This is a genomic window from Mesorhizobium sp. M0983 (assembly GCF_040318975.1).
Lineage (GTDB): Bacteria > Pseudomonadota > Alphaproteobacteria > Rhizobiales > Rhizobiaceae > Mesorhizobium.
Genome location: NZ_JAMYNH010000003.1, coordinates 88,539 through 100,109, shown reverse-complemented (window position 1 = coordinate 100,109; position 11,571 = coordinate 88,539). Strand labels below are relative to the sequence as shown.

The 11,571-nt window shown below is 60.8% G+C and carries 13 protein-coding genes and 1 tRNA gene; 9 read left to right on the top strand and 5 right to left on the bottom strand.

Annotated features, from left to right (window positions below; translation table 11 throughout):
• Positions 1-86 precede the first annotated feature (86 nt).
• Positions 87-1,097 (bottom strand): type I glyceraldehyde-3-phosphate dehydrogenase, encoded by a 1,011-nt coding sequence (gene gap / locus NKH71_RS06955; RefSeq protein ID WP_023720961.1) that lies wholly within the window; start codon positions 1,095-1,097, stop codon positions 87-89.
• A 158-nt stretch (positions 1,098-1,255) separates the two neighbouring features.
• Positions 1,256-3,247, bottom strand: a complete 1,992-nt coding sequence (tkt, locus tag NKH71_RS06950) for a transketolase (RefSeq protein ID WP_352480874.1) — start codon at positions 3,245-3,247, stop codon at positions 1,256-1,258.
• A 260-nt stretch (positions 3,248-3,507) separates the two neighbouring features.
• Between tkt and NKH71_RS06945 the strand changes: the two genes are divergently transcribed.
• From NKH71_RS06945 to NKH71_RS06930, 4 genes are all read left to right on the top strand, one after another.
• Positions 3,508-3,780 carry a DUF4164 domain-containing protein gene (locus tag NKH71_RS06945; protein WP_006200774.1) on the top strand — a complete coding sequence of 91 codons (273 nt, stop codon included), beginning with the start codon at positions 3,508-3,510 and terminating at the stop codon, positions 3,778-3,780.
• Between the two features lie 4 nt (positions 3,781-3,784).
• Positions 3,785-4,150 carry a cell division protein ZapA gene (locus tag NKH71_RS06940; RefSeq protein WP_023720959.1) on the top strand — a complete coding sequence of 122 codons (366 nt, stop codon included), beginning with the start codon at positions 3,785-3,787 and terminating at the stop codon, positions 4,148-4,150.
• A 174-nt stretch (positions 4,151-4,324) separates the two neighbouring features.
• Positions 4,325-4,984 (top strand): peroxiredoxin, encoded by a 660-nt coding sequence (locus NKH71_RS06935; protein WP_023720958.1) that lies wholly within the window; start codon positions 4,325-4,327, stop codon positions 4,982-4,984.
• Between the two features lie 152 nt (positions 4,985-5,136).
• Positions 5,137-6,009: an MBL fold metallo-hydrolase gene (locus NKH71_RS06930; RefSeq protein ID WP_023720957.1), complete on the top strand. Its 873-nt coding sequence runs from the start codon at positions 5,137-5,139 to the stop codon at positions 6,007-6,009.
• Positions 6,010-6,233: 224 nt separating this feature from the next.
• Here the strand turns inward: NKH71_RS06930 and NKH71_RS06925 are convergent, their stop codons facing one another.
• The 3 genes from NKH71_RS06925 to NKH71_RS06915 form a co-directional block, all read right to left on the bottom strand.
• A complete protein-coding gene (locus NKH71_RS06925) occupies positions 6,234-6,728 on the bottom strand; it encodes a hypothetical protein (RefSeq protein WP_352894695.1) in 495 nt (164 codons plus the stop codon).
• Positions 6,729-7,096: 368 nt separating this feature from the next.
• The gene (rpoH, locus tag NKH71_RS06920; RefSeq protein WP_023720954.1) at positions 7,097-8,008 is read right to left on the bottom strand and encodes an RNA polymerase sigma factor RpoH; all 912 of its coding nucleotides are present in this window, start codon (positions 8,006-8,008) and stop codon (positions 7,097-7,099) included.
• Between the two features lie 187 nt (positions 8,009-8,195).
• Positions 8,196-9,236, bottom strand: a complete 1,041-nt coding sequence (locus tag NKH71_RS06915) for an RluA family pseudouridine synthase (RefSeq protein WP_023720953.1) — start codon at positions 9,234-9,236, stop codon at positions 8,196-8,198.
• Positions 9,237-9,262: 26 nt separating this feature from the next.
• Between NKH71_RS06915 and NKH71_RS06910 the strand changes: the two genes are divergently transcribed.
• From NKH71_RS06910 to NKH71_RS06890, 5 genes are all read left to right on the top strand, one after another.
• Positions 9,263-9,646, top strand: coding sequence for a fimbrial protein (locus NKH71_RS06910; protein WP_352788795.1), 384 nt, complete (start codon positions 9,263-9,265; stop codon positions 9,644-9,646).
• Entirely contained in the window at positions 9,643-10,050 is a 408-nt protein-coding gene (locus tag NKH71_RS06905) for a VOC family protein (RefSeq protein ID WP_352494186.1), read from the top strand. Before NKH71_RS06910 ends, NKH71_RS06905 begins: the two co-directional genes overlap by 4 nt.
• A 90-nt stretch (positions 10,051-10,140) precedes the next feature.
• Positions 10,141-10,215, top strand: a tRNA-Glu gene (locus NKH71_RS06900).
• A gap of 161 nt (positions 10,216-10,376) precedes the next feature.
• The gene (locus NKH71_RS06895; protein WP_352588427.1) at positions 10,377-11,222 is read left to right on the top strand and encodes a DUF4238 domain-containing protein; all 846 of its coding nucleotides are present in this window, start codon (positions 10,377-10,379) and stop codon (positions 11,220-11,222) included.
• 97 nt (positions 11,223-11,319) lie between these two features.
• Positions 11,320-11,553: a hypothetical protein gene (locus NKH71_RS06890; RefSeq protein WP_352494188.1), complete on the top strand. Its 234-nt coding sequence runs from the start codon at positions 11,320-11,322 to the stop codon at positions 11,551-11,553.
• Positions 11,554-11,571: the final 18 nt, after the last annotated feature.

Below are 11,571 nucleotides of genomic sequence, written 5' to 3'. Positions count from 1 at the left end.
CGGAGGCTGCCTCGGGGGGGCGTGCTGCAACGAAAAACGCCCGGACTGAGCCGGGCGTTGTCCAAGTCGAGAAGATGGTTCTGCGATCAGGCGATGGTCTTGCCGAAGGCGACAGCGGTGTCGCCCATGCGGTTGGAGAAGCCCCACTCATTGTCGTACCAGGCCAGCACCGAAACGAAATTGCCGTCCATGACCTTCGTCTGGTCGAGCGCCACGATCGAGGAGTGCGGATCGTGGTTGAAGTCGATAGAAACATTGGGATGACGAGTGACGGCAAGGATGTCCTTCAGCTTGCCGTTCGAAGCGGCGATTACCGCGTCGTTGATTTCCTGGACGGTGGTCGACCGCTTGGCGATGAACTTGAAATCGACCAGCGAGACGTTCGGGGTCGGCACGCGGATGGAGATGCCGTCGAGCTTGCCCTTGAGCTCGGGCAGTACCAGGCCGATGGCCTTGGCGGCACCGGTCGAGGTCGGAATCTGCGAAAGCGCGGCGGCGCGGGCGCGGTAGAGGTCCTTGTGCATGGTGTCCAGCGTCGGCTGGTCGCCAGTATAGGAGTGGATCGTCGTCATCATGCCCTTCTCGATGCCGACGGCCTCATTCAGCACGGCCGCCAGCGGCGCCAAGCAGTTGGTGGTGCAGGAGGCGTTCGAGATGACGATGTGGTCCTTGGTCAGCTTGTCGTGATTGATGCCATAGACGACGGTCAGGTCGGCCCCCTCCGCCGGAGCGGAGACGAGAACGCGCTTGGCACCGGCGGTCAGATGGGCGGCGGCCTTGTCGCGGGCGGTGAAGATGCCGGTGCATTCGAGCGCGATGTCGATGCCGAGTTCCTTCCACGGCAGTTGCGTCGGATCCTTGATCGCGGTGACCTTGAATTTTTCCTTGCCGACGATGATCTGATCGCCGTCAACCGTCACCTCATGCGGAAAGCGGCCATGCACGCTGTCGAAGCGCAGCAGATGCGCGTTGGTCTCGACCGGGCCGAGATCGTTGACGGCGACGACGTCGATATCCTTGCGGCCGGATTCGTGGATGGCGCGCAGGATGTTGCGGCCGATGCGGCCGAATCCATTGATGGCAACTCTGACGGTCATTGTTCTCTCCCTGGGAGTTGGGGGCCGAAGATCAAGTCCGCAGCTTCATAACGGCGGACGGGCAAAGAATCCAGCCGCCGAGGCTCGGATTTAAATCGATTAGTGCTCCGCCGGCCGGCAAAACCGCTATGCCAGCCTTTGCGGATCGGGGCTTAATTTCATTTGCCGTGCAGACGGGCTTCCGCCGCCTTCACCGTTGCTTCGGCGGTGATGCCGAAATGCGGATAGAGCTGTTCGATCGTGCCGGAGGCGCCGAAGCCGGTCATACCGATAAAGATGCCTTCGGTGCCGATGAAATAATCCCAGCCCTGACGGATGCCGGCTTCGATGGCAATCTTGAGCGGCGCATTGCCGATCATCCTGCTGCGATAGTCGGCGCTCTGCTTGTCGAACAATTCGAAGCACGGCACCGAGACGACGCGGGTAGCATGGCCGTGCTTTTCCAGCGCCTCGCGCGCGGCCAGGGCGATCTCGACCTCGGAGCCCGAAGCGAAGATTGTCACCGCCGCCTCGCCACTTGCGGCGGCAAGTTCATAGGCGCCGCGGCTGGAGAGGTTTTCCGCAACGAAGTCGTTGCGTACCGTCGGCAGGTTCTGCCGGGTCAGCGCCAAAGTCGAAGGCGTCTTTTCCGATTCAATGGCCAGCTGCCAGCATTCCGCGGTTTCCACCGCGTCGGCCGGGCGGAAGACATTGTGGTTCGGGATGGCGCGAAGTGCTGCCAGATGCTCGACCGGCTGATGGGTCGGGCCGTCTTCGCCAAGGCCGATGGAATCATGGGTCATGACGAAGATCGAGCGGATGCCCATCAACGAGGCAAGCCGCATCGCCGGACGGGCATAATCGGAAAAGCACATGAAGGTGCCGCCATAGGCGACAATGCCGCCATGCAGCGTCAGCCCGTTGAGCGCGGCCGCCATGCCGTGCTCGCGAATGCCGTAGTGGACATAGCGCTGGCCGTAATCGTCGGCAGTGATGTTCTTGGTCTGGCTGGTCTTGGTGTTGTTGGAGCCGGTCAAATCGGCCGAGCCGCCGATGGTTTCGGGCACGGCGCCGTTGATGACCTCCAGCGCCATTTCCGACGATTTGCGGGTGGCGACCTTCGGCTTGTCGGCGGCGAGCTTCTTCTTGTAATCGCCAATGACAGCATCGAAGTTGGCCGGCAGCGTGCCACCGATGCGGCGTTCGAATTCGCCGCGCAATTTGGTGTCGGCCTTGGCAAGGCGGCTTTCCCAGTCGGTGCGCGCCTTGACGCCGGCCCGGCCGGCGGTACGCCATGCGTCGAGGATATCGGCCGGAACCTCGAACGGCGGATAATCCCAGCCGAAGAATTTTCTGGCGCCGGCGATTTCCTCGGCGCCGAGCGGCGAGCCATGCGCCTTGTTGGTACCGGCCTTGGTCGGCGCGCCGAAGCCGATCGTCGTCTTGCAGGCAATCATCGTCGGCTTGTCGGAGTGGCGGGCCGCTTCAATGGCATAGGCGATCGCTTCCGGGTCCTGGCCGTCGATATGGCTGGCGTTCCAGCCGGACGCCTGGAAGCGGGCGACCTGATCGGTGTTGTCGGCCAGCGACACTGGGCCGTCGATGGAGATGTTGTTGTTGTCCCAGAAGACGATCAGCTTGTTCAGCTTCAGATGTCCGGCAAGCGCGATGGCTTCCTGGGACACGCCTTCCATCAGGCAGCCGTCACCGGCCAGCACATAGGTGTAGTGGTCGACGAGATCGTTGCCGAAAGCGGCATTCATGATGCGCTCGCCGAGCGCGAAACCGACCGAATTGGCAAGGCCCTGGCCGAGTGGGCCCGTCGTCGTCTCGATGCCGGCGGCATGGCCGTATTCCGGGTGGCCCGCGGTCCTCGACCCCAATTGGCGGAACTGCTTGATCTGGTCGATGGTGATGTCTTCGTAGCCGGTCAGATAGAGCAGCGAGTAAAGCAGCATCGAGCCGTGGCCGGCCGACAGGATAAAGCGGTCGCGATCCGGCCAATGCGGGTTCTTCGGATCGTATTTGAGAAAGCGGGTGAACAACACGGTGGCGATGTCGGCACAGCCCATGGGCAGCCCGGGGTGGCCGGAGTTTGCCTTCTCGACGGCGTCCATGGCGAGAAAACGGATCGCATTGGCCATCCGGTCATGTTGTTCGCGCGAGGTCATGCTTCCTCCAAAATGGGGGTTTGGGCCTTGGGAAAGCCCTTGAAAAGGGTGCGCGACACATAGCAGGCGCGGCCTTTTAGTCAACAAATCGGTGTGCTTTTGCCGGTCTTGTGATGGCCATGCACCACTTACATTAGCGTTAGCAGGGGACAGTCGCGATCGCTTTATTGACGTGCGGTTCACACGGCGCGTAATGTTTCAGGGATAACGCGTTCTGAACGTGGATGATTCGGTGATGGGCAGGGCGCAGGACGAAAGCCATGACCGGGGAAACGACCCTCAAGGAAGTCATTGCCAGGCTGGGTAAGGCCATCGAAGGGCTGGAAAACGCCGTCGCGGCCAAGCTCGAGCACGAGCGGGACTATTCGGAAGCCGAGGCCGAAGTGCAGCGGATGAACGCCGACCGCTCGCGGCTGGCGCAGGAACTCGACAATTCCGAGGCCCGCGCCGAACGGCTGGAAGATGCCAACAAGGAAGTGTCGCGAAGGCTGGTGACAGCCATGGAGACCATCCGCGCGGTACTGGACAGGTAGGCCAATGGCACAAGTCACGGTTTCCATCGACGGCAAGCAGTATCGGATGGCCTGCGACGAGGGCCAGGAAGAGCATCTGATCGATCTTGCCGAGCGCTTCGACCGCTATGTCTCGCATCTGAAGGATTCTTTTGGCGAGATCGGCGACCAGAGGCTGACCGTGATGGCCGGCATCATGGTCATGGACGAGCTTTCAGAACTGCAAAAGCGGGTCAAGGGCATGGAAAGCGAAGTGCTGACGCTGCGCAAGACGCGCGACGACGCACTGACCAAGGCCGACAAGAACGATTCCGTGCTGACCGGGGCGCTCGGCGCGTTGGCCCAGCGCATGGAAGACCTGACGACGACGTTAGCAGTGAGCAAGGCCTGAGCCAGCGCAGCGAAAATTCCTGCTGCATTTGCCGAGAAGCAATGAAAATATTTCGCCGCCGGCCTCGATGCCGGCGCAACAGCCGTTTGAAGGATGACGCCGGAGTGGTAGAAAGGCAAAAGCAGCGCCGGTCAACGCCGGCTGCGATCTGCACTCACAAGGTAGGGACATGTCATGAGCCTCCGCATCAACGATATCGCGCCGGACTTCACCGCTGAGACCACGCAAGGACCGATCAGCTTCCATGAATGGATCGGCGACGGCTGGGCGGTATTGTTCAGCCATCCGAAGAACTTTACGCCGGTTTGCACAACCGAACTCGGCACGATGGCCGGGCTCGAAGGCGAGTTCAGGAAGCGCAACGTTAAGATCATCGGCATCTCGGTCGATCCCGTCGAAAGCCATGGAAAGTGGCAGAACGACATCAAGACGGCGACCGGCCATTCGGTGAACTACCCGCTGATCGGCGACAAGGATCTCAAGGTCGCCAAGCTTTACGAGATGCTGCCGGCGGGTGCCGGCGAGAGCTCGGAGGGCCGCACGCCCGCCGACAATGCCACGGTGCGTTCGGTCTACGTCATCGGGCCCGACAAGAAGATCAAGCTGGTCCTCACCTATCCGATGACGACGGGCCGCAACTTCGACGAAATCCTGCGCGCCATCGATTCCATGCAACTGACCGCCAAGCACCAGGTGGCGACGCCGGCGAACTGGAAGCAGGGCGAGGACGTCATCATCACCGCTGCTGTCTCGAATGAGGATGCCATCAAGCGCTTCGGCGCCTACGAGACAATCCTGCCATATCTCAGGAAAACCAAGCAGCCTTCCGCCTGAGCAGGCAGAGGCGGCACGGAGAAATTTTTGGTTTTCCTAGCCGTGTGAGCACGGGGTGCTTGACGACGCCTGGTTGACGGACAACCATGCCTTTCATTTGCCGTGGCTGAGAAAATCATTCCTGCCACGGTGAGAGATCAAGGGGGCTGGGATTGGACGCATTATCGGCTAGGTCGCAGGTCACCGGCTTCTATGACAAGCCGAGCGGGTCCGTCCAGTATGTGGTCGCCGACATGGCGACCCGCAAATGCGCCATCATCGATCCGGTGCTCGACTTCGACGAAAGGTCCGGTGCAACGGCAACGAAAAACGCCGACGCCCTGCTCGACTTCGTCAGGGAAAGCGGGCTGGAGGTCGAGTGGATCCTCGACACGCATCCGCATGCCGACCATTTGTCCGCCGTCCATTATCTGAGGGGGAGAACCGGAGCGCCGACGGCAATCGGCGAGAGGATCATCGACGTCCAGAAATTGTGGAAGGTGATCTACAACTGGCCGGAATTCCCCGCCGACGGTTCGCAATGGGACAGGCTGTTCGCCGACGGCGCGACTTTTTCGGTCGGCGGCCTTCCGGCAAGAGTGCTGTTTTCGCCGGGCCACACCCTGGCCTCGATTACTTACGTCATCGGCGACGCCGCCTTCATCCACGACACGCTGTTCATGCCGGACAGCGGCACCGCAAGGGCAGACTTTCCCGGCGGCAGCGCCGAGCGGCTCTGGCGTTCGATCGAGGACATCCTGGCACTGCCGGACGAGACACGTCTGTTCGTCGGTCACGACTACCAGCCGGGTGACCGCGAAGCGCGCTGGGAAAGCACGGTCGCGGAACAGAAAGGCGGCAACATCCATGTTGCCGGCTGCAAGACGGAAGCCGACTTCGTCGCGCTCCGCCAAGCCCGCGACAGGACGTTGCCGATGCCGCGGCTGATCCTGCACGCGCTGCAGGTCAATATGAATGGCGGACGCCTGCCGGAACCGGAATCCAACGGGCGGCGCTATCTGAAATTTCCGCTCGATTGCCTCTGAGGAGATGGGTCGCTGGCACTACAAATGCCATTTCAAACTCGGCGCCCGCTCATCGTTCCGAGATGGTTATCTAAGTTATTGATTAAGTTATTGATCCTGATTCGATTTTTGCGATGTGTGAATCCGATAGGTCGCCATACGGGAGAAGGTGGCGGCAGCCGGATGAGGAGCGGCGCAGACGCCAGCTAAGTGTTTAGTCCAGCGTCAGGGTTTTGTTCGGCGGGCTAAATGTTCATACGTGATTTGCCAAGGATCGCTCTCGGAAGATCTTTCCTCGCCAATCCAATGGAAGCTGTTGCAGTGATCTCAGTGAAACGCCATCGAGTTTTCAGACCGCGCGAGTCATTGCCGAGCTGGACAATGTCCTTACCCTCGGCCCGGCCGATCTGGCGCGAGTGATCCCGGTTGAGCGGGTCGTTCCATATGATATGCCAGCCATCGATCCCAGGATCGAAGATGCGCAAGGTTGTGCCATACATCGTCGACGGCGCAGGGCGCTTGGGCCTGATCCAAACGTCCTGAATCGCGCGGCCTTCGAGCACCCAGCCAAAATGGCATTCGCCATCCCATTTCTGGATTGTCCCGTCATCGAGGTAGTGGACCGTGTCCATTTCCCAGCTTCCAATTAGCCATCCATACAGGTCCATGTCTTTCGCTCGGTCGGCTGGGGGACCTTCGGATCCGAGAGCGGTCAGAAACGGAGAAATCGTCATCGTCATATCGCCTTTCGTTTCCGAACAGACGAGTTCAACTGCCCGGCGCGGCCCCGGCGGCCCGTTGTCGCCCGCCTGCCGCAAGCGCCGCCTTGTGGAATTTTGCGACGGAAGCCCGTGTCGGCGCCGGAACATTGCCGCCACAGCTTGCAGCGTTGCGGTTTCCAGAGCTTGGGGAAAATTGCGATAATGCCGCTATCGATGGGATCGTCTGCGGACACGATGGCGAGGCTACTGAGCAGTTTATGGCAGTGGATCGGACATCCGCGAAGGCGCCGCGGAACTGGCAACCTTCTAAAATAACGGCGGCGCCAGTTACCTGACGCCGCCGTTATTTGTTTCTACCGGCCGTTATTTGTTTCTATCGGAAGGCTTTACGCCGCCGGCTGCGCCTCGATGGTGCGCAGCGCCTGCATCTGGCGCTTGGCTGCGGCCTTGACCGCGTCCTGCACCTTCTCGAAGGCGCGCACCTCGATCTGGCGCACGCGCTCGCGGCTGATATCGAACTCGGCCGACAGCTCTTCCAGCGTCAACGGCTCATCGGCGAGGCGGCGCGCCTCGAAGATGCGGCGTTCGCGGTCGTTGAGCACGGCAAGAGCGCCCGACAGCATGCCGCGCCGGTTTTCCAGCTCGTCCTGCTCGATCAGCATCTCTTCCTGGCTTTCGTGATCGTCGACCAGCCAGTCCTGCCATTCGCCGGATTCGCCTTCGCTGGCCCGGATGGGCGCATTGAGCGAGGCATCGCCCGACAGACGGCGGTTCATCGACACGACTTCCGCTTCCGAGACGTTCAGCCGGGTGGCGATCTCGGTAATCTGGTCGGGCTTCAAATCGCCTTCGTCGAGCGCCTGGATCTTGCCCTTCACCTTGCGCAGGTTGAAGAACAGGCGCTTCTGGTTGGCGGTGGTGCCCATCTTGACCAGGCTCCACGAGCGCAGGATGTATTCCTGGATCGAGGCCTTGATCCACCACATCGCATAGGTGGCGAGACGGAAGCCGCGCTCCGGTTCGAATTTCTTGACGGCCTGCATCAGGCCGACATTGCCTTCCGAGATCACCTCGCCGATCGGCAGGCCGTAGCCGCGATAGCCCATGGCGATCTTGGCGACGAGCCGAAGGTGGCTGGTGACGAGCTTGTGCGCAGCCGTGGTGTCCTCATGCTCGGCGTAGCGCTTGGCGAGCATGTACTCTTCCTGCGGCTGAAGCATCGGAAAACGGCGGATTTCTTCCAGGTAGCGGCTGAGGCCGCCTTCGCCGGAAACGATACTGGGTAGTGACTGGGCCATTATAGCGCCCCCTCTCTATTGGAGTGATGCCCCCGAAACGCGGCAGGCATGTGGCGCGAATGCCAAAGGCACATTCGCGCCAACCGACATATATAGGAACAAAACCAGAAAGACAGGCATTTGTTCAACACGAAACAGTGTGTCACGCTGAAGTGAACAACGCCGGTCAGGTTTTCAGGTGGTTGGTTCAAAGCTTGCGGAAGCCGTCGACGAGGTTCTCCATGTCCCACGGTATCGGTGCTTCGAACCTCATCGTTAAATGGGTATCCGGATGCCGAAATGCAAGGAGGCGGGCGTGCAACGCTTGTCGCGGAAATGCTTTCACTTTGCTGGTTAGCGGCGCAGGCAACCGGTTGGCCTTGGTGCGGAAAGCCTGGCCGTATTCGGGGTCGCCAATCACCGGATGGCCGATATGGGCCATGTGGACGCGTATCTGGTGGGTGCGACCGGTTTCCAGCCGGCATTCGACCAGGCTCGCCGTGGCGAATTCCTGCTGCTGCTCGCCAAAGCGCTCAATGACGGTGAAATGCGTTATGGCGTGGCGGGCATCGTCGCGGCCTTGCGGCACCACGGCGCGGCGTACCCGGTCGGCGGCGCGGCCGAGCGGCGCGTCGACCATCCCCGTCGGCCTTGCCGGTATGCCCCAGACCAACGCCAGATAGGCGCGCTCGAGATCGCCGGTCAGGCCGTGGTCGGCAAAGGCCTCCGACAACGCCTTGTGGGCGCGATCGGTCTTGGCGACGACCATGACGCCACTGGTCTCCTTGTCGAGGCGATGGACGATGCCCGGCCGTCTCACCCCGCCGATGCCCGACAGGCTGTTGCCGCAATGATGGATCAGCGCGTTGACCAGCGTGCCGGTCCAGTTGCCGGCGCCGGGATGCACGACCAACCCGGCCGGCTTGTTGATGACGATCAGCTCGCTGTCCTCGTAGAGGACATCCAGCGCAATATCTTCGCCTTGCGGCTCCGCCGGTTCCGGCTCCGGCATGTCGACCGACACGCTGTCACCTTGTGCCATCTTGCGCTTCGTCTCGCTGGCTGGCCTGCCGCCGATCCTGACCGCGCCCTGCTTTATCAGCATCTGCACCCGGCTGCGCGACATGTCGGGGCCGAGCCTGGCCGCCAGCCATTGGTCGAGCCGTTGGCCGGCCGCATCGGCGCCGGCCTCCAGCACGATCTGTCTGGCCCCTATTAATTGTCTGACCTCTTCGTTATGAGCGCTCATCGAAAACAGTTCCGGAATCTGCTGCCATGGCCCGGCCGCTTGCCGACGAAGACGAGGAAAAGCCGCTCGACCCCGAGGTCGAAAAGGTGCGGAGGAAGCTCGTCCGCTTCGTCGCCATCAATCTCGGCCTGCTGTTCCTCGCCCTTATGGTGGTGATCGCGGCGCTTGTCTACAAAGCGCGCAATGCACCGCCTGCCGCCCCGCCGTTGACGAGCGACATCCAGGTGTCGGCAGGCGAGCCGGTCAGTGGCGACATCGTGCTGCCGGTCGGCGCCAGGGTGGTCAGCCAATCGCTCTCGGGCAATCGCCTGTCGATCGACGCCGAGTTGGCCGACGGCAGCCGCGCCATTTTCGTCTACGACACCACTGAGCGCCGCATCGTCGGCCGCTTTTCGATCAGGAACAAATGACCGGTTTTGCCGAACACCGCAGCATTGCCACGGTCGCGCTCGTCGTCGCAAATTATGACGAGGCGATCTCCTGGTATGTCGACCGGCTGGGTTTTGTCCTCACCGAAGATGTCGATCTCGGCGGCGGCAAACGCTGGGTCACGATCACGCCGGGCAACGGGCAGGGCGCGCGGCTGCTTCTCGCCGAGGCATCCGGCGATGCGCAAAGGCACGCCGTCGGCAACCAGACCGGCGGGCGGGTTTTTTTGTTCCTCGAAACCGACGAGTTTGCCCGTGACTATGCGCTGATGTTCCAAAAGGGCGTCGAGTTCCGCGAGGCGCCGCGCCATGAAGCCTATGGCACGGTCGCGGTTTTCGCCGATCTCCATGGAAATCTCTGGGACCTGATCGAGCCAAAACGCTAGGCTTGCAGCGGATATTTCACCGGCGCGACAGGCAGCCTTAAGCCTAGTTGCTTTTTCCCAGCCGTCAGCCTATATCGCCGGTTCTTGAACGCGCCCATCGTCTAGCGGTCAGGACACCGCCCTCTCACGGCGGGAACAGGGGTTCGATTCCCCTTGGGCGTACCAATCGTTTCAACTACTTAGCGGGCCGGCAGGTAAAACCGTCAAATAACGGTCAAACAAGCCATTCGTAGGATCCATTTTTGAGGTGCCTAGAGCGCCGTGAGCCGCGCCGCTTGGCAAGCAGTTGAGCAAAACCGTTGAGCAAGGATGGGGACCATCACTATGTGCCGCAGTTTCACCTCCGGCGGTGGGCCGACACTGCTGGCTATGTGACACAATGGGGCAGAATCAAGCACAATGGAAAACTGACTAGAAAGGGGGTAGCTCCTGCTGCCACCGGATACGTCCCAGGTCTTTACGCTTTGGAGCACGTCCCCGCGGACAAGGTCCACCTTGTGGAAGAACGGGTTTTCGGTTTCGTAGACGACAAAGCAGCACCCATCCTCGAGAAGATGGTCGTTCGAGGGGCAAAATCGCTCTCCATTGAAGAACGATACTGGTGGGCGATCTATCTGAACGCGGCGCTGCTGCGTGTCCCTCATGTTGTCGCGTCGATATCAAAGCGCATTGAAGAGATGCAGCAAAAAATACTTTCGGAACCCGATGCAGACTTCGACGCTGCAAAAGGGTCCGCACCCGAACGAAACCTACTCGAATGGGCTCAGAATCACGCACCTAGTGCATTGGCCAATTCTGGCATGGAAACCTTGTCCAAGATGATCGGCGAGAGCCGGCCAATTGAGCGCCTGCTTTCCTTCTGGTGGACAGTACGCGACGTCAGCAATTCAAGTCGGCCTCTCATGCTCGGCGACGACCCACTTGAACGCATTGGAGACCTCTACCGTCCGAAATGTCTCATAAATCTCCCCATCTCCCCTGGTCACGCCTTTTTCGCAACAAACGCGCGGTCAATCGCAGAAAACATCGCTAAGATGCCCGATAGGCGCGTGGTAGACGCCACGAACATCTCCACCATCTCCACAGCGAAGAAATTTGTGTATGGCGACGCAGAGCCCAGCTTCGTCGATCGTTACCTAACAAGAACGGAGTCGTCCTCACACTTGGTCTAACTCCCTTCGCGGGGAGGCGGCAAACCGTTGAGGGGCGCTTGCGCGCCCGGCAGAGCTGCGTCACTTTCAGCCGAAAGGCAGCGAGGAAGGAGACCCGATGGCCGCAACGAAAGACCAGTGGAAGGCTTTCCGCGAAGAACTTAGCCAGCAGCTCGAAGAGGAGCGCCGGTTCATCACCAATGCCGAAGCAGGGAAAACGGGCATTTGGACTGTTCAGCCAGGCAAGGGAAAAGTCGATACCACGGCTGCTCATGTTGAGATATCGAGGCGCGCAGTCCAGGCTCTTGAGGGGGTAATTGCCAAGATCGATCAGGACCATCTGGCAGAATAACTCTTGCGGTCGAATTAG

Excerpts from the sequence above, each read along its gene's own strand:
- gap (WP_023720961.1), bottom strand. The coding sequence starts at position 1,097 with ATGACCGTCAGAGTTGCCATCAATGGATTCGGCCGCATCGGCCGCAAC.
- tkt (WP_352480874.1), bottom strand. The coding sequence starts at position 3,247 with ATGACCTCGCGCGAACAACATGACCGGATGGCCAATGCGATCCGTTTT.
- NKH71_RS06945 (WP_006200774.1), top strand. The coding sequence starts at position 3,508 with ATGACCGGGGAAACGACCCTCAAGGAAGTCATTGCCAGGCTGGGTAAG.
- NKH71_RS06940 (WP_023720959.1), top strand. The coding sequence starts at position 3,785 with ATGGCACAAGTCACGGTTTCCATCGACGGCAAGCAGTATCGGATGGCC.
- NKH71_RS06935 (WP_023720958.1), top strand. The coding sequence starts at position 4,325 with ATGAGCCTCCGCATCAACGATATCGCGCCGGACTTCACCGCTGAGACC.
- NKH71_RS06925 (WP_352894695.1), bottom strand. The coding sequence starts at position 6,728 with ATGACGATGACGATTTCTCCGTTTCTGACCGCTCTCGGATCCGAAGGT.
- rpoH (WP_023720954.1), bottom strand. The coding sequence starts at position 8,008 with ATGGCCCAGTCACTACCCAGTATCGTTTCCGGCGAAGGCGGCCTCAGC.
- NKH71_RS06915 (WP_023720953.1), bottom strand. The coding sequence starts at position 9,236 with ATGAGCGCTCATAACGAAGAGGTCAGACAATTAATAGGGGCCAGACAG.
- NKH71_RS06910 (WP_352788795.1), top strand. The coding sequence starts at position 9,263 with ATGGCCCGGCCGCTTGCCGACGAAGACGAGGAAAAGCCGCTCGACCCC.
- NKH71_RS06905 (WP_352494186.1), top strand. The coding sequence starts at position 9,643 with ATGACCGGTTTTGCCGAACACCGCAGCATTGCCACGGTCGCGCTCGTC.
- NKH71_RS06890 (WP_352494188.1), top strand. The coding sequence starts at position 11,320 with ATGGCCGCAACGAAAGACCAGTGGAAGGCTTTCCGCGAAGAACTTAGC.